This is a genomic window from Pseudarthrobacter sp. CC4 (assembly GCF_048957775.1).
Lineage (GTDB): Bacteria > Actinomycetota > Actinomycetes > Actinomycetales > Micrococcaceae > Arthrobacter.
In genome coordinates, this window is record NZ_JARCCZ010000014.1 from 41,082 (window position 1) to 60,196 (window position 19,115).

The following is a 19,115-nucleotide window of genomic DNA, read 5'->3' on the forward strand; positions in this document are numbered from 1 at the left end:
CCTTCACACAAAGCAGGATCCCCGGACGGTTCGACCGCCCGGGGATCCTGTTTTTCCTTACAAGAAGGGGAGGTTCCTATGACGCTGGTACTGCGTCCGCGACCGCGACCTGCGGAGCCCCTGCCGGGGCAGTGGGCGCGGCGCCCACCTGGACGTTGACCCACGTCCTGATGCCGTTCCCGCCCAGGCTGAGCCGCGAAACGTAGGCACCTGCGGACAGGCCGGTCCAGGAAAGCGTGGCGGAGGTGGCGGTGCCGTTCGGGGCCACGATCGGATTCGGGTCCACCGCGAGGTTGCCGGCATCGCCCGCGAAGGTCACTGCCTGGACGGAAGCGGTGGCCGGTCCATTGTCCGGCGTGGAGTACAGGTTGGCCACCACGTAGTACGTGCCTGCCCGGGGCGATTCAAGGTCCAAAAACTCGCTGGCCGAAGCTGTCGCCACCTGGGTGGCCGTCAGGCCGCCCGAAGCATTCGGTGCGTAGACCACCATGTCCCAGTCGACGTCGTCCGATTGCGCCTGGACGCCCAGGCGGGCGAAAGAGGCTCCCTCCGGGACTGCCACCTGAAGCAGCGCGTTGTGGGCGTCGTTCCGGGGGGCGTACGCGCCGGGAGTCTTGGAAATGGCCGTTTGGCTCAGCGGAGCAAGCCCTTCCACCCCGACGTTGATCGGGCTGTCCGAACCGGACACCAGTTCCATCGTGCCGGTCCCGCTGCCTGAAGCGGAGCTGAAAGAGAAGGACGGGGCGATCTGCGCATCAACAGGTCGGATTGCGATGGGAGAGCTCACGGTACGCGGGCCCTTCCAGGTCAGGGTGCCGCTGCTGAACTTGCCCACCGGAGCGCTGACGTTCCGGATGGTCAGCGTGACATCGCGGGTCTGGCCGGCCTTGGCGAAGTTCAGTGCGTTCGGCTCAACCTGGACGTTGAATCCCGGCATGTTGACTTCCGGGCGGTAGATTCCTGGAACCAGGGCAGTGAGCTGTCGCTTGACCTGTACTTCCCCAACCAGGCTGCCGAGCGCGATCGACGGAACGTTCAGGTCGCGGGCCGCAATGGAGCCGGCCTGCGGAGCACCGGTGTCCACGCCCTGGCCGTTGAGGAAGCCAAGCCAGTCCTTGATGCCTGAGTTGTAGACCAGGCCCGGATCCAGGACCCGGGTGGAGTCGATGTGGCCGGCGCCGCCCTGGAACGGATCCGTATTGGGCGTACCGTCGGCTTTCACCAGCGGGTAAGCGGTGGTCATCATGGCCGATTTGACCATCGCGGGCGTCCATTTGGGCTGCTTGCTGAGCACCAGGGCGCCGAATCCGGCGATGTGCGGCGCAGCCATGGAGGTTCCGGACATAAAGCCGAACTGGTCACCGTTGTTGCCGATAGTGGAGACGCCGGCAAGGACGTTCACGCCGGGAGCCGCAATGTCCGGCTTCAGCAGGTCACCGCCGGCGGCGAGGGTAGGTCCACGGGAGGAGAACCCGGCGATCTGGGGCGCAGGCGCCGCCGGCAGGCCCGTGAGGTCGCCCTTGACGAGGCTGACTGTCAAGGCGGGGTTGGACTCCAGTTTGGCTTTCAGTTCCAGGCTCTTGGGTGCGTTGACATGAACGGTGGGGAGCACATGGTTGTCCGCATCCTCGGAGCTACTGGTGAGGTTCACCAGGATCATGCCGACGCCGCCCTTGTCCTGGACTTCCTGGCTCTTGGCCGTCCGGTCCACCACGCCGCGGTCGCAGACCACCACTTTGCCTGCAACCTTGGCCGCGTCGAGGGAGCCCGGGGCGCACAGGTTGGCGTTGGTGGCTCCGGCTGCTGCCGCGGCCGAGGCGACGATAACCGCTTTGTCCGCAACCTCGGATTTCATGATCGAAGCTCCGCGGTAGAGCGAGCCGTCCGAGACCTTGACGGTGCCCAGCAGGTCACTGGGGAATGTGGATGCGGCAACCGTGGTCAGCCAGGGTGAGGCGTGGTTGACCGTGGACACCGTGGGCCCGGAGTTGCCGGCTGATGCGGACACGAAGACGCCTGCAGCGGCAGCATTGAGGAACGCCAACGCGACGGGATCGGTGGTGTTGTTGTTGTTGCCGGAAATGGAGTAGTTCAGGACATCCACGCCGTCCTTGATTGCGGCCTCCACCGCCTCCACGGAAGCGGAGGAATAGCAGCCGCCGGTGTCCGGGTTGGTGTCCTCCCAGCAGACTTTGTATACCGAGACCTTCGCGGCGGGGGCAACGCCGGAGCTCCTGCCGAAGTTTGCGCCGTCAATCACCTGCTCCACATTCGCGTTACCCGCAGCGGTGGTGGCCGTGTGGGTTCCGTGGCTTCCGACGTCGACCGGGGAGATGAGTTCCTCCGGGGCCCGGTTCTGCGGGGCTACGTATTGCAGGAACGAATCGGCGAAGTACCTCGCGCCAACGACCTTGGAGTTGCACAGGGAGCCGTCGAACGACGCTCCGGTGCCCTGGCCCTTTTGGCATTCACCCTCGAAGGTGGTGCCGTCAGCCTTGAGCATGGCGATCCGGCCTTCCGCGGTGCGGTACGGTACGCCCACCTGGGCCGGGCCGCTCAGGGGCTGGACCGGTTCGCCCTGGAGGAACGGGTTGTCCGGTGCATAGCCCGAGTCGATGACGCCAACCACCACGCCCTTGCCGGCGTTGGCTTCGCCGCCGAACTGCTTGGCCCAGACGCCGTCGGGGCCCGTCAGCTTGAGGAAGTCGGTGGTGGTGTAGTCAGGAGCGTTTTCCACGTCGGGCGCAACCACCATCACGCGCTCATCCTTGGAAAGTTCCATGGCCTGGGCGGCAGTAAGCTCGGCGGTGAAGCCGTTCAGGGCGGCCGTGTACTGCTTTCCCGGGGTCACCCCCTGGCTTGCCGCCACCTCCCGCTGCTGCTTGCGCAGGTGTGCGTCGTAGGCCCTGTAGCTGGCGCTGCCGGAGTCCAGCTTCCGCCCGTTATCGGGCTTAGTTGCGCCCAGCCCGGGGGTGCCGCCCTCGTACGCGGCGGCCGCTGCTTCCGCCAGGACCACAATGTAGCGGCCGTCCTTGAATTCGGCAGGTGCAGTTTCCTTGGCAGCGACTGCCTGATCCAGCCCGGCAGGCGCCGCGGTGGCGGGACTGATGGCCATCGAGGTGAGGAGAAGCGGCAAGCCCACGGCAAGCGCCGCTGCCTTCCGGAATCCCCCGCCCCGGATGGGGCTCTTTCCAGTAGATCTCACGTGCAAACCTTTCACGATGTACCGGCCCAGCCACGGTTGGGGGCCCGAAACGACTGACTTGGCACATGGAATTACAGATCTTGTCATTCCATGAGACCAGTCGATTCAAAGAGTACAGAGTGATAGCTGAATATGACATAGGACACAAAACCAATATTTTGGCCAGTCACACGGGAGACGGGAGACTGCGGCGGAGCATCAAAAAGGGCGCCGCGAAGACGCCCTTACAAGTTCTCAGATGGCAAACGCCTCCCGCTACTGGCGCGGGGTGCGGACCACCTCGCTGATCCACTGCCTGGTCTTTTCATCCACGGGACCTGCCACCCGGTTCTCCCGGGCGAACCGGTCAGCCTTGATCTTCTGGAGCACCATCCGGCCCAGCCCGGCGAACACTGCTGCGGCAACCACTGGCAACAGCAGGGATTTCGAATTCTCAGCCATCCAGCAATCCTAGTGACGCAGGACGCACAACTCCAGAACTCCCGCCGATACCTGTAGTCACGCCGAAATCAACCCCGGAACCACCGTCAATCGCCCGAATACAGGGTGGGGCGCTGCGGCCGGTAGAATGGGCTAGCAAGCTCGCGGAGCGCCCGTCCACAAGGTCTAGGAAACAGTGCCTGGCACAGCATGTCCCAGACACCCCGGTACGGCGTGAGACGGCACCACTCCGCTGCGCCCTTACCCAAGCTCACGCACAGGAGTTACCGGATGCCCCGGATCGTTGTTGACGTCATGCCCAAGCCCGAGATTCTGGACCCGCAGGGGAAGGCGATCGTCGGCGCTCTCCCCCGTCTGGGCTTCACCAGCTTCAGCGCTGTCCGCCAGGGCAAGCGGTTCGAACTGACCGTCGACGGCGAGGTGACCGAGGAAATCCTGGCCCAGGCACGCAATGCCGCAGAGACCCTCCTGTCCAACCCCGTCATCGAGGACGTCGTCAACGTCGAGGTCGTCGAGGCCTGACATGACTGAACTTCCCCTGATCGGCGGCGCAACCGCCGTCGCCGCAGATGCGCGCCTCGCGGACGCGAAGATCGGCGTCGTCACCTTCCCGGGAACGCTCGATGACCGCGACGCTGCCCGCGCAATCCGCCTGGCCGGCGGCACCGCCGTCGAACTCTGGCATGGCGACTCCCAGCTTGGTGACGTGGACGCCGTGGTGATTCCCGGCGGTTTCTCTTACGGCGACTACCTCCGCGCCGGCGCCATTGCCCGCTTCGCGCCGCTGATGTCCAAAATCATCGACGCCGCCAACTCCGACGCCAAGCTGCCGGTCCTCGGCATCTGCAACGGCTTCCAGATCCTCACCGAGTCGCACCTGCTGCCCGGCTCGATGATCAAGAACGACCACCTGAAGTTCCTCTGCCGCGACCAGGTGCTGCGCGTCGAGAACAGCAACACGGCGTGGACCCTGGACTACCAGGCGGGCCAGGAAATCACCATCCCGCTCAAGAACCAGGATGGCCAGTACATCGCGGACGAAAAGACCCTGGACGCCCTTGAGGCTGAGGGCCGCGTGGTGTTCCGCTATGTGGGCTTCAACCCGAACGGCTCACGCCGCGACATCGCCGGCATCTCCAACGCCGCCGGCAACGTGGTGGGCCTCATGCCGCACCCCGAGCACGCCGTTGAGGTCGGCTTCGGCCCCGAGACTGTTGTGTCCCGTGAGACGGGTATCGCCGGGTCCGACACCGACGGCCTCGGTTTCTTCACCTCCGTCCTGAACAAGATTGTGGGAGGCGACAAGTGACCACGGAAACCACCAAGAAGTTCAATATCGACACGGTCGAGCACGCCGCGAAGACGCCGGACACGGAGCTGCCCTGGGCCGAGCTGGGCCTGAAGCAGAACGAGTTCGACGAGATCGTCAAGGTCCTGGGCCGCCGCCCCACCGGCGCGGAACTGGCCATGTACTCCGTCATGTGGAGCGAGCACTGCTCCTACAAGTCCTCCAAGAACCACCTGCGCCAGTTCGGCCAGAAGGTCACCGAGGAAATGAAGAAGGACATGCTGGTGGGCATCGGCGAAAACGCCGGCGTGACCAACCTTGGGGACGGCTGGGCCGTGACCTTCAAGATCGAATCGCACAACTCGCCGTCGTTCGTTGAGCCCTACCAGGGCGCAGCCACCGGCATTGGCGGCATTGTCCGCGACATCATCTCCATGGGTGCCCGCCCCGTGGCCGTCATGGACCCGCTGCGCTTCGGCGCCATCGACCACCCGGACACCGCCCGCGTCATGCATGGTGCAGTGGCCGGCATCGGCGGCTACGGCAACTCCCTGGGCCTGCCCAACATCGGCGGCGAAATGGTGTTCGACTCCGTCTACCAGGGCAACCCGCTGGTCAACGCCCTGGCCGTCGGCGTCATGCGGCACGAGGACATCCGCCTGGCCAACGCCTCCGGCAAGGGCAACAAAGTGGTCCTGTTCGGTGCGCGCACCGGCGGCGACGGCATCGGCGGCGCCTCGGTGCTGGCCTCCGAGTCCTTCGACGACACCAAGCCCTCCAAGCGCCCCGCGGTGCAGGTGGGCGACCCGTTCGCCGAGAAGGTCCTCATCGAATGCTGCCTGGAGCTCTTCAAGGGCTCGCTGGTGGAGGGCATCCAGGACCTTGGCGCCGCGGGCATCTCCTGCGCCACGTCCGAGCTGGCCTCCAACGGCGACGGCGGCATGCAGGTTGAGCTGACCTCCGTTCTACTGCGCGACCCCACGCTGACCCCGGGCGAGATCCTGATGTCCGAGTCGCAGGAACGCATGATGGCCGTGGTCACGCCCGAGAACGTGAAGGCGTTCGAGGCCGTGATGGACAAGTGGGCCGTGGAGTACTCCTGGCTGGGCGAGGTGACCGACACCGGCCGCCTGATCATCACCTGGGAAGGCGAGGTGATCGTCGACGTCGATCCCCGCACCGTGGCGCACGACGGCCCGGTCTACGACCGCCCGTTCGCCCGCCCCGAGTGGCAGGACGCCGTGCAGGCGGACACCTTCACCGGTTCCGTTCAGGACGCCGGACGGCCCGCTGCCCCCGCTGAGCTGGCCGCGGCCGTCACCGAACTGGTGGCGTCCCCGAACATGTGCTCCAAGTCCTGGATCACCAACCAGTACGACCGCTACGTGGGCGGCAACACCGCCATGGCATTCCCCGACGACGCCGGCGTGGTGCGCGTGGACGAGGAGACCGGCCTGGGCGTTGCCCTGGCCACCGACGCCAACGGCCGCTACACCTACCTCGATCCGTACCACGGCGCGCAGCTGGCGCTGGCTGAGGCCTACCGCAACGTTGCCACCGCGGGTGCCGTCCCCATGGCCGTCAGTGACTGCCTGAACTTCGGTTCCCCCGAGGACCCGGATGTCATGTGGCAGCTCGCCGAGGCAATCCGCGGCCTGTCCGACGCCTGCATGGTGCTGGGCATCCCGGTGACCGGCGGCAACGTCTCCCTGTACAACCAGACGGGCACCACGCCCATCCATCCCTCCCCGGTGGTGGCAGTGCTGGGCAAGCTCGACGACGTCGCCCGCCGCACGCCGTCGGGCTGGCGTGAGGATGGCCAGGCGATCTACCTGCTGGGCACCACCGGCGCGGAACTTGACGGTTCCGAGTGGGCCAACATGCGCGGACACCTGGGCGGCCAGCCGCCCAAGGTGGACCTCGAGGCCGAACGCGCCCTGGGCGAGATCCTGATCAACGCGTCCCGCGACGGCATGATCGACTCCGCGCACGACCTCTCCGAGGGCGGCCTCGCAGCTGCCCTGGTGGAGTCCTCACTGCGCTACGGCGTGGGTGCCCGGATCGCGCTGCAGGATGTCCTGGACCGGGACGGCGTGGACCTGTTCACGGCGCTCTTCTCCGAGTCCCAGGGCCGCGCCGTTGTGGGCGTCCCGCGCTCCGAGGAAGTCCGCTTCACGGACATGTGCACCGCCCGCGGCTTCGCCCACACGCGTATCGGCGTGGTGGACGCGGCCAGCGGCAAGCTGGAGATCAACGGCGTGGAGTCCCTGTCCCTGGACGCCCTCCGTGAAGCCCACGAGGGGACCCTGCCGAAGTACTTCGGCTGACCCTCCCCTCCGATCGATTGCTCCGTATTTGTCGTTTTGAACCCTCAGAACGACAAATACGGAGCAGTCGTTTTTAATCGCCTCGACGCCAGCCAGCCTGGATCAACGCCGTCCGGATCTTGGCGACCGCAGGTTTCGCATCGTTGAACATGTGGCGCTTCGAGATCCTTACCTCGGTCCAGCCCAGGGCTGCGTAGCGCTCGGACCGGTCGATGTCCCGCACAATCTGTCCCTCTTCGCCGTGGTGTTCGCCCTCGTATTCGATCCCGATCCGGTACTTCCGGTAGGAGAGATCCGGCTCGTGGTGCCTCATGCCGTCCTCCGAGATGACGGGAACGTTCAGCTCGGGTTCGGGCAGCCCGGCCCGTGCCACGGCCAGCCGAAGCACGGTTTCCTGGGGCGAATCCGAGCCCACCCGGATGAGCTCTATGGCTTCTTTGGCCTTGCGGAGTCCCCGCTTGCCTTTGTGCCGGTTGATCATCCGCTGAAGATCGCCGATGGAACACAACGGCATGTCCCGGCCCTCGAGCTCCGGCCTGGGCACCCGCACACAGCTGTCCCCCATGACCACGAGTTCGTCCACCGTCAGCATCTCCGCCATGTCCAGCCAGGTGCGCTCCGGAGTGGTCACGGGAATTCCATCGATTACCGTCACCTCGTCGCTGTAAAGCTTCATTCTGTGCACGATGACATGCGGCCTGTTGAGGTGGGCCGCACCCTCCGGCCTGATGACGTGAAACATTTCCGGATTCCCTTTCTGCCGGCGTCGCGGCAGGACCAGGATCTCCGCCGCAGTGAGGTGCGAGGCGGCACATCGCACATTGACCTCAAGGAAGGGCCGCACCCTGGCACTCAAGGGGAGCGCCGCCGTCGTGCGTTCCATGCGGATGCCCCTGCCATGGCGCACCAACGACCCGTGACGCCAGCGCCGCGGGGATACTCCTGCGAGCGCCGCCTCTGCAAGGGTGAAGGGGCCGGTCCGGAGTTCGTCCGGCAACGGGCGGGGCGTCTTCATCGGTCCATGAGACCAGAATCGGGGAAAGGCCGCAGAAGTTATCCACACCCCTCATCGACTGCTGAGTACTTGTCGTTTTCGCGCGTGAAAACGACAAGTACTCAGCAGTCGATGAGGTTAGTCTTCGCTGTGGTGGTCACGCTGCCGGGCACTGAGCAATTCCAACTCGGGCCGGGCTGCCACGAAGCGTTCGACGGCGTCCAGCACCTCAATGAGGTGGGCGCGGTCTGCTGCCACCAGGCCGACGCCCACCTGGGAGCGCCGGTACTGGTCGTGATCACCCACCTCGGCAACCGAGACGTCGAAACGCCTCCTGATCTCGGCAAGCAGCGGCCTGATCACGGAGCGCTTTTCCTTAAGGCTTTGGACGTCGCCCAGGAGGATGTCGAATTCGATCCAGCCGATCCACATGCCTTCATGCTATCGAGTGCTCCGTAACTGCCGTTTAGGAGGGCCAGAACGGCAGGTACGGAGCAATCGATGGAGGTTAGATGGCGAGCTCGCCCATCTGGTCCCAGCCCTCGCCGTCTAGCTGGCGGCTGATGATCCGGGGTGTTTCGGCAAGCGCCTGGGGCATGTCCGCCATGGCCTGCTTGAAGTGCGGGCTGTTGACGTGGTCTCCGGCGGCGTCGTCCTTGAAGGCTTCCACCAGGACGAACTCGTTGGGGTCGTCCACGCTGCGGGACCAGTCGAACCACAGGTTGCCCGGCTCCTCCCTGGTGGCTTGGGTAAAGTCGGCAACCAGGTCGAGCCACCGCCCGGACCATTCAGGCTTGACCTTGAACTTAACGACAATGAAGATCACGTTGGTGTTCCTTCCGCGGCGAGAGTGCGTGCCCCTTCAATGTACCGGGACGTGACATAGCGCTGCGCCGCGCGCGTGACGATGCCGCCGGCCGCGTAGAACCAGTTGGCAGGTTTGCTGAACGCCCGGATCCGCAGAAACACCTCCCCGCGGGCGCTGATTTCCACCTCGAAGGATTCCTCGCCCTTTGCCGGATGCCCGGGCAGCGTTCCGTACCCGAATCCGGCGGACTGCGGCATGTCCTCCCCGGCCGGTGCCCGGACCCACACCACCTGGCATGGCGCGTCCAGCCGGAAGGGCCCGGCGCCGAAGCCGCTCACCACCCGCGCCCCCGGCACCGCCACGGGGGAATCGGCACGGACGCGGAGCCCTGCCCTCCGCTGCAGCTCCCAGCCCAGGATGCCGTCCGCAATGCGCCGGTACACGGCAAGGCCCGTGCCCACCCTGACCTCCTTCAGCACGGTGGGGTAGCCCGCAGGCGCGGTGCCCTGCTCCGTGCTTCCGATGCCGGGATAGTTGAGCGCTCCGGCCGCCCCGCCCTTACTGCCCATCCGCGCCGTCCAGGCGGGCCCAGCCCAGCTGCTCCTGCTGCTTCCTGGTGAGGCCTGCCACCACCAGGTCATAGGAGTCCTCCACCATGTCCCTGATCATGCCGTCCGGCAATGCCCCGTCCAGCTGCACCCCGTTCCAGTGGGTCTTGTTCATGTGCCAGGCCCCGTTAATTTCAGGGTGCGCGGCGCGGAGCTGAACCGCCAGGCCCGGCTCGCACTTGAGGTTCACGTACCCGTCCTTCGTGTCCATTGAGGAGAGCGCGAAAACCTTGCCCCCGTTCCGGCCGCTGCCGGCAACATCGGCGCGGACTTTGAAGACGGCGGTCTCAGGCCCGAAAGGATAATCCTCGTACGCGCCGGGGAAGGAGAGGCAGATTTTCCTCAGAGCGTCCGGGTCCATGGAGGAAGCCTATAAAGCCATCGCGTCCGGTGCTAGTCTGCGAAGATGTCACACGATCAGGGGGCCATACCTGTTCTGGACCTGGCGACGGCGCGGCAGGCCGACGGGTCATTCCACCCGGACTTCATCGAGCAGCTGCGTTATGCCACCCATAACGTGGGCTTCTTCCAGATCACCGGCTACGGTGCGGCCAGCGGGCAGGCTGAACACCTCCTGGACGTCATCAGGCGGTTCTTCGACTTGCCGCTGGAAGAACGCATGAAGCTGGACAACCGGCTTTCGCCACATTTTCGCGGCTACACGCGGATGGGCACCGAAGTGACCCAGGGAAGGGCTGACGCCCGGGAGCAGATCGACTACTCGCCCGAACGGACGCCGGTAGCTGAGTATCCGGAGGACCAGCCGTACTGGCTGCTGCAGGGCCCCAACCTCTGGCCTGACGAATCCTTTCCCGAACTCCGGCCCGCCGCCATGGCGTGGGCGGAATTGATGTCCCGGGTGGGGATGGAACTGCTCAGGGCGATCGCCGTTTCCCTGCAGCTTCCGGAGGACTACTTCGACGAGCCGTTCCAGGGGTCGCCGGCCTGGATGGGCAAGCTGGTGCACTACGTGGGAGGAGTGGTGGAGGCCGCCGGCGACCAGGGCGTGGGCTCGCACGCGGACTACGGGTTCGTCACCCTGCTGCTCCAGGACGGCGTGGGCGGGTTGGAGGTCCTGCCTCCCGGAGCCACCGAATGGGTTCCTGTGGAGCCGGTACCCGGAGCGTTGGTGGTGAACCTTGGCGAGATGCTGGAAGTGGCTACGGAAGGGTATCTGGCGGCCACCATCCATCGCGTGCAGGCTCCCCCGCCAGGGGTGGACCGCTATTCCGTGCCCTTTTTCTGGTCGCCGCGGCTTGATGCCGTGATCGATCCTGTCCCGCTGCCACCAGAGCTGAAGGCGGCCGCGAGGGGAATCACCGATGATCCGGCCAATCCCCTGCTGTCGTCATTCGGCCTCAATATGCTCAAGGGCAGGATGCGCGCACACCCGGACGTCACCGAGCGGCACTATCCGGAGTTCATGAAGGGCTGAAATTTTCCCCTGTCAGAGGTTGAACTTCCAGGCCTGCTGGGCCGGGCAGCTGTCCATCACGACGTCCAGCCCCGCCGCCTTGGCCCGCTCCGCCGCAGCCTCATCAATGACTCCCAGCTGCATCCACACTGCTTTTGCTCCCACCGCGATCGCCTGGTCCACCACGGCCCCCACCTTTTGGGAGTTAACAAAGCAGTCGACGACGTCGATGGGCTGCTTTGACGCCGGAATGTCCAGGAGGCTGCGGTACCCGGTTTCGCCGTGGACGGCGTCTCCGGGGAGGTTGACCGGGATGATTTCCATGCCCAGGCGGTCCCTGATGAACAGCGCGGTATCGAAGGCGGCCCGCCACTCGTTGGTGCTGAGGCCAACGATGGCCCAGCGCCCTTTGGTGCGCATCAGGCGTTCAATGACTGCGGGATCGTTAGTGTGGCCCATGGGCCCAGCCTACGCGGAGAAGCAGGCGGTAAGGCCAACACCCCGCCAACCAGGGACCGCCTAGCGAATGAACTTTTCCAGCCACTTGGCCCCCGGCAGGACCTTTGCGACAGTGGAATCAGCGCCTCGCTGTGCTGCTGCCAGCTGCCCGGATTCGGCAAGAATTCCGGATGCAGGGCCAACCCCGCGCCCGGATTCTTCTTCGCCTGCATCCGGTGCGTTGCCAGGGCCGGTGCCCGGGTCCGCCCTGTCCGGCGAAGCAGCATTTGACCCGCCGTTTTGAGCGGCCTCGCCGCCGTTCTTCCCCGATTCCTTCTTCGCCAGGCCCGGTCCGTTGACGCCGGAAGGTACCCCCGAACCGTTCCGGACCTGCCCGGGCGATTGAGGCGAGGAAAGCTGCCCGGATCGCTGTGACTCCAGGGCCAGCGGAGAATCCTCGGCTGGCGGGGCTTCGTTGCCGGCCAGCCCGGCGTCACGCTGCGCAGGGACGTCGGTGCCGTCATCGTGATTGCCCTTCTGCAGGAACCCTGAGGTGGTGGCCTGGGGCGTGCGGATGGTCCAGGACGGCGCCCAGTCCTTGAGCATCTGCTGTATCGAGAGGCTGCCGGCAGGGGCGGAGCCGGCCGGGCTGGCCGCAACAGTACCCACACCCATGCCCATTCCAGCCACGAGCGCCAACCCGACGATCGTCGGACGGTGTGAACGGAGCCGGCGGCGCCTGCCGAGCTCGTCACCCGGGCCGTCCGCTGTGTCATGGCGGCGCCGGCCGGGGGCATCATCCAGTGCCGCATGAACGGGGGCGCCCAGCAGCGCTGCCAGCCGTCCCGATGGAACCGGCACAGGCAGGTCCGCCAACTGGCCTATGGCGAGGAGCGCGCGGCGAAGTTCCGCGTCCTGTGCCAGCCCTGCGTCGAGGAGCATCTCCTCCGCAACGGCGGCGAGGTGACGCGCTTGTGGTTTCATGGCTTCAGGTACTCCTTCACTTCCGCAAGGTCCCGCAGTTTGAGGAGCGCCCGGCGCTGGAGCTGCTTCACGGACCCCTCGCTCTTGCCCATGGCGTCCGCTGCCTGCTCGACGGTAAGTCCGGCCACAAGGCGGAGGGACAGTACGTCGCGCTGGTCCTGCGGCAAGGAATCAAGCAGTCCGAGGACTTCCTGCGGCGAAATACGCTCAAGGGCTTCTGATTCAGCCGACGAATCTTCCCGCTGGTCCAGCTCCGGCTCAAACGGCAGTTTGGCGGGCATCCGGCTTTGGCGCCGGTGGTCGTCCACCATCCTGGCGTGGGCCACCGAAAAAATGAATGTGCGGAGTCCTGCGGCTCCCCCGTGCACAGAGTCGAGGCGCGGCAGGATGGAAAGGAACACTTCCTGCATGGCCGCCTCCGGATCTTCGACTCCCCGGGCTGTCAGGTAGCCCAGGACCTGTGATGCATACGTCCGGTAGACAAGGCTGAAGACGGCTGCCCCGGCGGGCCCGTCCCGCAGGTCCTCGTCTGTCAGGGCATCAGTCACGGACGTAGTGCTTTCAGTCAAAAAGGGGTTCGTGTGAGCGGAGAAGCTGTCCGGCCTGCATAAGGCTCGGTTCCCCGCACAACTTTACCCCTCAGTAATCACCGTCCCGGACCGCCACGCGTACTCCGCCGGTCCCACACGGCAGCTGCCCCTGCCCTCGGAAAGTGAAAGAGCCGGCCTGGAACGTGATGGGGGACAAGTTCCAGACCGGCGCTACATAGGGGTAATCGCCCGGAAGGGCGGAAGGGTTACGCGTTTCCGAAAAAACTTTTGGAACTTTTTTGACGGCGGCCCGGCTGGAGGTTCAGCGGGCTGCTGCCGTGGTCCAGCGCGGCGGGTTTGCCTGCCGGCGGGACCCCTGAACGATGGCAAAAGGGTGCGTCCTGGCCGGGACACGCTGGTCTTCGCAGTCGGGCTGCGGCTTTGCGGGGACCGGTGCCGGCGCCGCGGCGGGGGCGGGCCTGGTGACCGCCCCGGCAGGGCAAAGATCGGTGACCAGTCCGGTGCCCGCGCATTCGCGGACGGCGGAGATTCCGGCCGCGAGGGCGGACTTGTCCTCAAAGGGCCCGGATACGGCCATCACCGTTCCATCCGGGGCCAGAAGCCTGAACCTGAAAAACAACTCTGAGTCAACAAAAGCTTCGAACTTTCCGGCCATGATAAATCCTCCCGGTTTGCGGGATCCTGTCCAGCGACGTCTTTGTCACGAACCGGTCCATGCACATCGCTGCGCCTGTGCCCGCGGGTTTGGTCGAACGAATTGGTGATCGCATCACGTGGTGCTGATAAGTCTGTCGTCCAGGTGCCCCGCCCCACAAGAGCTACCGCGTAAACCCTGTGTAAATTGCCGGACTTTTGGAAAAACAAAAGCGGCGGGCACCCGTGTGGGTGGCCCGCCGCCGTCGTAATTCCTGCCCCGGTCAGTCGTTGATGAGGTCGTTCACCACGATGGTCTGGTCCCGGTCCGGTCCCACGCCGATTGCGGAGAAGCGCGTGCCGGACAGCTTCTCAAGGGCGAGCACGTAGTTGCGCGCGTTTTCCGGCAGGTCAGCCAACGTACGGGCGCCGGTGATGTCCTCGGTCCAGCCCTCGAAGTACTCGAAGATGGGCTTGGCGTGGTGGAATTCGGTCTGCGTCATGGGCATTTCATCGTGCCGGACGCCGTCCACGTCGTAGGCCACGCACACAGGGATCTGCTCGATGCCCGTGAGCACGTCCAGCTTGGTGACAAAGTAGTCCGTGAAGCCGTTGACGCGGGAGGCGTGGCGGGCCAGGACGGCGTCGTACCAGCCGCAGCGGCGGGGACGGCCGGTGTTGACGCCGAACTCGCCGCCTGTCTTCTGCAGGTACATGCCCATCTCGTCAAAGAGTTCCGTGGGGAACGGGCCGGCGCCAACGCGGGTGGTGTACGCCTTGATGATGCCGATGGAGCGGGAGATGCGGGTGGGCCCGATGCCCGAGCCAACGGAGGCGCCTCCTGCCGTGGGGTTGGAGGAGGTGACGAACGGGTACGTCCCGTGGTCCACGTCCAGGAACGTCGCCTGGCCGCCTTCCATCAGGACAACCTTGCCCTCGTCCAACGCCGAGTTCAGGACCAGCGTGCTGTCGATGACCAGCGGGCGGAGCCGTTCGGCGAAGGACAGGAAGTACTCCACGATCTCGTCCACCACCACGCCGCGGCGGTTGTAGACCTTGACCAGGAGTTCATTCTTTTGGCGCAGCGACCCTTCCACCTTCTGGCGGAGGATGGACTCGTCGAAGACGTCCTGCACGCGGATGCCCAGGCGGGCCACCTTGTCCATGTAGGCCGGGCCAATGCCGCGGCCGGTGGTGCCGATGGCACGGCTGCCGAGGAAGCGTTCGGTGACCTTGTCCAGCACCTGGTGGTACGGGGCCACCAGGTGGGCGTTGGCCGAGACGCGGAGCTTGGAGGTATCGGCCCCGCGGGCCTGCAGGCCGTCAATTTCCTGGAAGAGGGCCTCGAGGTTGACCACGCAGCCATTACCGATAATGGGGACAGCGTTGGGGCTGAGAATGCCTGCCGGCAGCAGCTTGAGTTCGTACTTTTCACCGCCTACGACGACGGTGTGCCCGGCGTTGTTGCCGCCGTTTGGCTTGACGACGTAGTCAACACGGCCGCCCAGGAGATCGGTGGCCTTGCCTTTTCCTTCGTCGCCCCACTGGGCTCCTACGATCACAATTGCTGGCATGGGATCCTCCCCCATTCGTTCGGGCTGCCCGGTTGGCCACTGAGTGGCGGTCCTGCGCAGCGCCGTTCATGAGAATGCCCCGAACGTACCGGCCTTCGCTGGTCCGCGGGGCGGTGCAGCGACGCAAGAGTTCCGGGGCTCTTACCACCCAAGTTTAGCCGATGAGGGACTTTGTCCACTCGTTGGCCGCCGCGGTCCTTCCTGCAGGGTCAAAGGCTCCTGCGTAAGGACCGCGGCGGACTGTCAGCGTGGGCTGCTACTCGTCGTCTGCTTCCTCTCCCGGGCGGGAGGCCTGAGTGGCGAGGCTGTCCCAGAAGGAGGTGTCGGCGTCGGCAATTGAACCGTCAGCAATGGCGGCGGCGGTGGCGGTCAGCGTGGTCACGGTCTGCTTGATCAGGTAGCCGTTGCTCCGGAGCCCCAGGGCGTAGCCGTCCAGGTAGTGGTCGGACATGCCGCGCATCTCGAACAGGAGCGTTGCGATCCCGTATTCCACTGCGATGCCGTTGCGGCTGATGGTTTCAGCGCTGCCGCCCACGTACTTGCCCAGGTGGCCCCAGCCGGTGGAATCAACGTTGTGGAACACCACGGCGCCCAGCTGCTTGGACTTTTCCACCACGGCCGGATCAGCGTTGGGGGTGGTGGGGTACAGGATGGACCCCGACACCAGTTCACCGTCCCGCTGGCTGCGGGTGCCCTGGTGGTGCAGGTCGATCATGTAGTCCACGTTGTACTTGCGCATCACGTTGTTGTGCAGCGCCTGGGTCTCAGGCTGGACCTTGGCCACGTGGTCCCGGTTGAGGTCAACCTCCTCCGCGTTGTAACGGGTCATGTTCCGGTCGCCCTTGGCCAGGTAGTCGTCCAGCGGGAAGTTCACATCGCCCATGGCGCCGTCCGCGTTCAGCATGGGCACGATGAGGATGTTCACTCCGTCCAGGACATCCTGCGATTTGCCGGTGCCAAGGTGCTTGACGAACTCCAGCGCACCTTCGGTGGTGAGCTGCTCGTTGCCGTGCTGCTGCGTCAGGTAGAGGATGGTGGGCTTGGCCGGGTCCGAAATGTACTTGACCAGGTGGATGTCCCGGCCTTTCACCGTTTGGCCGATGACTTCCAGCTCCATGGCGGACTGGCGGGCATCCTGGTCTTTGAGGAACGAGACCATCTGGTCGTAGGTGGCAAGCTTCGATGTGGTGATCTGGCCGTTGCCGTCATAGTTGGGGCCCTCTCCGACGGCGAGCGCGGGTGCGGGCGCAGCTAGTGCCGCCAGGGCCAGGGCTCCCGATACTGCCAGGGTCCTGAAAGTTGCCAGGGTATTTCTCACGGTGCGGTACCTCTTCCGGTGCAGGTGGAGTGCGACCAGCCCGCCATGTCCCCCATCACGGGCTGTGACAAAAGACAACCAACCTGGATGAATCCTGTCAATGGATGTGACTGGATCCTGCAGGCAGTTATTACGTTCCGAAAAGAACGGCGTCCGGAGCCATCCCGGGCGGCTTTGGCCAACTGCCAATGAGTATTGGCTCGAAGCGACCGGCGTTTCGTTTGCCTGGGCTTGCTAAACTGGTAAAGGCCGACCAGGAATCGGCCCACCCCAATTAACCGCCGTTGATGAGCTGTGCCACCGTGCGCCCATTTTCGCCGGCGGAAGCACCATCAATCCCCGCAGGAGATCAAGCACTTCATGACAGCCCTGGCACCCGAATCCTTCCATGAGCAACTCCTGAGCCGCCGCTACGAACCCAACGTTGCTGCCGTCAACGAACTGTGCGATTCCCTGCAGGATGCCAAGCCCGGCACCGTGGTGCCCTACGTCGATCCCATGCACGATGTGGACGAGTGCCGCATCATCAGCCTGTACTCGAACATCGGCGAGGCAGACAAGTCCGGTTTCATCACCCCCGGGGACGAGGACGCCGCCACCCGGATGCTGGGTATCCAGTGGAAGCTGGGCCTGCGTCCCGAGTTCGTGATGCCGTGGAACGTCCACCCGTGGCACATCCCGGGCGAGGCAAACGGCAAATTCACCCCGGACCAGATCTCGGCAGGCCTTAAGCCGCTGCTGAAGTTCCTGGCGGTGGTTCCCCGCGCGTCGGTCATCGTTGCCCACGGCACGGAAGCCAACCGCCTGGCCAACCTGCTCCTGAAAACCGAAGTCCCACTGCTCTGGCGCCGCGGCCTGAAGACGTACAAGGTGCGCTCCCTCAGCGGCCGCGCCTTCGCCGGTTCACCTGCCCGCCAGGAGGAGTACCTCGAGGACATGCGGGTCGCCTACGCGGACGCGATGGCGCGGACAGGGCTGCAAAAGGCAAGCTAATCCGGCTCCGGACCCTTAAGCCGAACGACGGCGGGCGGCCACTTTTCTCGAAAAGGTGACCGCCCGCCGTCGCGCTTTAATAAACGCGGGTTACTTGCCTTCGATGGCCGCCTTGGCCTCCGGGTCGGAATCGTTGAGGAACTTCTCGATCCGTTCCGGCTCCTCCGCTTCGCCAATCGCAGCCGAGGCGCGGCCGAGCGAGTACAGTGCCCGCAGGAAACCCCGGTTGGGTTCGTGCTCCCAGGGAATGGGACCGACGCCCCGCCAGCCGTTGCGGCGCAGCGAGTCCAGGCCGCGGTGGTAGCCCACGCGCGAGTAGGCGTAGGAATCGATGGTCCGTCCTTCTGCCCAGGCCTCTTCCGCCAGCACTGCCCACAACAGCGAGGATGTGGGGTGCTTGGCCACCAGGTCCAGGGCTTCCTGGCCCGCTTCGAGCTGCTGGTAGACCTCAGTCTCGGCAGGCAGGAGCGTGGGCTCGGGGCCCATCAGGTTCCTACGGAACTCATCGGACATTCCTAGAAGGTCTTTCCGGCGGAACCGAGCTGCTTGGTGGCTTCCACAACGCGGGCCGCCAGTCCTGCTTCGGCGGCTGCGCCCCAGACGCGGGGATCGTAGGTCTTCTTGTTGCCCACTTCGCCGTCAACCTTCAGGACGCCGTCGTAGTTCTTGAACATGTGGTGTGCCACGGGACGCGTGTAGGCGTACTGGGTGTCGGTGTCGATGTTCATCTTGATGGTGCCGTAGGAGACGGCGTCCGCGATTTCCTGGTCCGAGGAGCCGGAACCGCCGTGGAAGACGAGGTCGAACGGGTTGTCCTTGCCGATCTTGGCGCCCACCTGGGCCTGGATGTCCTTGAGGATCTCCGGGCGGAGCTTGACGCCGCCGGGCTTGTAGACGCCGTGGACGTTGCCGAAGGTCAGTGCGGTGATGTAGCGGCCGTTCTCGCCGGCGCCCAATGCCTCAACGGTGGCCAGGGCGTCCTCGACGGTGGTGTAGAGCTTTTCGTTGATCTCGTTCTCAACACCGTCCTCTTCGCCGCCCACGGTGCCGATCTCCACCTCGAGGATCATCTTGGCGGCAGCAGTGCGCTCCAGCAGTTCCCGTGCGATGCGCAGGTTCTCCTGCAGGGTCTCGGCGGAGCCGTCCCACATGTGCGAGTTGAACAGCGGGTTACGGCCGGCCTTGACCTCAGCCTCGGAAGCGGCCAGCAGGGGCAGGACAAAGCCGTCCAGCTTGTCCTTCGGGCAGTGGTCGGTGTGCAGCGCGATGTTCACGCCGTAGTTCTTCGCCACTTCGCGGGCGAACGCCGCGAAGCCCAGCGAACCGGCAACCATGTCCTTGGTGGACGCGCCGGACCAGTAAGCCGCACCGCCGGTGGAAACCTGGACGATGCCGTCGGACTCAGCTTCGGCGAAGCCGCGGAGGGCGGCGTTCAGCGTCTGCGAGGACGTCACGTTCACGGCCGGGAATGCGAAGCCGCCCGCCTTTGCGCGGTCGATCATCTCGGAGTAGATCTCTGGGGTTGCAATGGGCATGCTG

At 65.2% G+C, this 19,115-nt stretch carries 20 protein-coding genes; 5 read left to right on the forward strand and 15 right to left on the reverse strand.

The genetic code is table 11. The features are described 5' to 3' along the window. Positions 1-76 precede the first annotated feature (76 nt). Positions 77-3,181: a S8 family serine peptidase gene (locus tag PV768_RS10760; RefSeq protein ID WP_421093058.1), complete on the reverse strand. Its 3,105-nt coding sequence runs from the start codon at positions 3,179-3,181 to the stop codon at positions 77-79. Between the two features lie 279 nt (positions 3,182-3,460). After that, positions 3,461-3,646: a hypothetical protein gene (locus PV768_RS10765; protein ID WP_323057724.1), complete on the reverse strand. Its 186-nt coding sequence runs from the start codon at positions 3,644-3,646 to the stop codon at positions 3,461-3,463. 270 nt (positions 3,647-3,916) lie between these two features. Between PV768_RS10765 and purS the strand changes: the two genes are divergently transcribed. The 3 genes from purS to purL are packed head-to-tail and all read left to right on the forward strand — an operon-like array spanning position 3,917 to position 7,261. Continuing rightward, the gene (gene purS / locus PV768_RS10770; RefSeq protein ID WP_157239345.1) at positions 3,917-4,168 is read left to right on the forward strand and encodes a phosphoribosylformylglycinamidine synthase subunit PurS; all 252 of its coding nucleotides are present in this window, start codon (positions 3,917-3,919) and stop codon (positions 4,166-4,168) included. A 1-nt stretch (position 4,169) separates the two neighbouring features. Next, the gene (gene purQ / locus PV768_RS10775; RefSeq protein WP_323057725.1) at positions 4,170-4,955 is read left to right on the forward strand and encodes a phosphoribosylformylglycinamidine synthase subunit PurQ; all 786 of its coding nucleotides are present in this window, start codon (positions 4,170-4,172) and stop codon (positions 4,953-4,955) included. Further along, a complete protein-coding gene (purL, locus tag PV768_RS10780; RefSeq protein ID WP_370460449.1) occupies positions 4,952-7,261 on the forward strand; it encodes a phosphoribosylformylglycinamidine synthase subunit PurL in 2,310 nt (769 codons plus the stop codon). Before purQ ends, purL begins: the two co-directional genes overlap by 4 nt. A 73-nt stretch (positions 7,262-7,334) precedes the next feature. Here purL and PV768_RS10785 read toward each other — a convergent pair whose 3' ends face one another. The 5 genes from PV768_RS10785 to PV768_RS10805 form a co-directional block, all read right to left on the reverse strand. Further along, positions 7,335-8,144 carry a hypothetical protein gene (locus tag PV768_RS10785; protein WP_421093006.1) on the reverse strand — a complete coding sequence of 270 codons (810 nt, stop codon included), beginning with the start codon at positions 8,142-8,144 and terminating at the stop codon, positions 7,335-7,337. Positions 8,145-8,393: 249 nt separating this feature from the next. After that, the gene (locus PV768_RS10790; protein ID WP_321215245.1) at positions 8,394-8,687 is read right to left on the reverse strand and encodes a DUF503 domain-containing protein; all 294 of its coding nucleotides are present in this window, start codon (positions 8,685-8,687) and stop codon (positions 8,394-8,396) included. A 76-nt stretch (positions 8,688-8,763) separates the two neighbouring features. Further along, positions 8,764-9,081, reverse strand: a complete 318-nt coding sequence (locus PV768_RS10795; RefSeq protein ID WP_421093007.1) for a putative quinol monooxygenase — start codon at positions 9,079-9,081, stop codon at positions 8,764-8,766. Further along, complete coding sequence (locus PV768_RS10800; RefSeq protein ID WP_421093008.1) at positions 9,078-9,632, reverse strand: DUF1990 family protein; 555 nt, start codon at positions 9,630-9,632, stop codon at positions 9,078-9,080. Before PV768_RS10800 ends, PV768_RS10795 begins: the two co-directional genes overlap by 4 nt. Then, a complete protein-coding gene (locus tag PV768_RS10805; protein WP_421093009.1) occupies positions 9,622-10,032 on the reverse strand; it encodes an MmcQ/YjbR family DNA-binding protein in 411 nt (136 codons plus the stop codon). Before PV768_RS10805 ends, PV768_RS10800 begins: the two co-directional genes overlap by 11 nt. Before the next feature lie 45 nt (positions 10,033-10,077). Between PV768_RS10805 and PV768_RS10810 the strand changes: the two genes are divergently transcribed. Beyond that, positions 10,078-11,106, forward strand: coding sequence for an isopenicillin N synthase family dioxygenase (locus PV768_RS10810; RefSeq protein ID WP_421093010.1), 1,029 nt, complete (start codon positions 10,078-10,080; stop codon positions 11,104-11,106). A 12-nt stretch (positions 11,107-11,118) separates the two neighbouring features. On the opposite strand, the gene PV768_RS10815 is transcribed toward PV768_RS10810, so the two are convergent. The 6 genes from PV768_RS10815 to PV768_RS10840 all read right to left on the reverse strand — a co-directional run bounded on the left by PV768_RS10815 (position 11,119) and on the right by PV768_RS10840 (position 16,583). Next, positions 11,119-11,544 (reverse strand): CoA-binding protein, encoded by a 426-nt coding sequence (locus PV768_RS10815; protein ID WP_157239357.1) that lies wholly within the window; start codon positions 11,542-11,544, stop codon positions 11,119-11,121. Positions 11,545-11,604: 60 nt separating this feature from the next. Then, a complete protein-coding gene (locus PV768_RS10820; protein WP_421093011.1) occupies positions 11,605-12,507 on the reverse strand; it encodes a hypothetical protein in 903 nt (300 codons plus the stop codon). Further along, the gene (locus PV768_RS10825) at positions 12,504-13,055 is read right to left on the reverse strand and encodes an RNA polymerase sigma factor (RefSeq protein ID WP_370460451.1); all 552 of its coding nucleotides are present in this window, start codon (positions 13,053-13,055) and stop codon (positions 12,504-12,506) included. Before PV768_RS10825 ends, PV768_RS10820 begins: the two co-directional genes overlap by 4 nt. 304 nt (positions 13,056-13,359) lie before the next feature. After that, on the reverse strand, positions 13,360-13,713 hold the full coding sequence (locus tag PV768_RS10830; RefSeq protein WP_157239376.1) for a YegP family protein: 354 nt from the start codon (positions 13,711-13,713) through the stop codon (positions 13,360-13,362). A 262-nt stretch (positions 13,714-13,975) separates the two neighbouring features. Further along, the gene (locus PV768_RS10835; protein ID WP_157239378.1) at positions 13,976-15,265 is read right to left on the reverse strand and encodes an adenylosuccinate synthase; all 1,290 of its coding nucleotides are present in this window, start codon (positions 15,263-15,265) and stop codon (positions 13,976-13,978) included. Between the two features lie 256 nt (positions 15,266-15,521). Next, positions 15,522-16,583 carry a M14 family zinc carboxypeptidase gene (locus tag PV768_RS10840; protein ID WP_321215239.1) on the reverse strand — a complete coding sequence of 354 codons (1,062 nt, stop codon included), beginning with the start codon at positions 16,581-16,583 and terminating at the stop codon, positions 15,522-15,524. A gap of 360 nt (positions 16,584-16,943) precedes the next feature. Between PV768_RS10840 and PV768_RS10845 the strand changes: the two genes are divergently transcribed. Then, a complete protein-coding gene (locus PV768_RS10845; RefSeq protein WP_157239380.1) occupies positions 16,944-17,576 on the forward strand; it encodes a uracil-DNA glycosylase in 633 nt (210 codons plus the stop codon). Positions 17,577-17,666: 90 nt separating this feature from the next. On the opposite strand, the gene PV768_RS10850 is transcribed toward PV768_RS10845, so the two are convergent. Together PV768_RS10850 and fbaA are read right to left on the reverse strand one after the other, a co-directional pair. After that, entirely contained in the window at positions 17,667-18,089 is a 423-nt protein-coding gene (locus tag PV768_RS10850; protein WP_421093012.1) for a DUF3151 domain-containing protein, read from the reverse strand. Positions 18,090-18,091: 2 nt separating this feature from the next. Next, positions 18,092-19,111, reverse strand: a complete 1,020-nt coding sequence (fbaA, locus tag PV768_RS10855; protein ID WP_321215237.1) for a class II fructose-bisphosphate aldolase — start codon at positions 19,109-19,111, stop codon at positions 18,092-18,094. Positions 19,112-19,115: the final 4 nt, after the last annotated feature.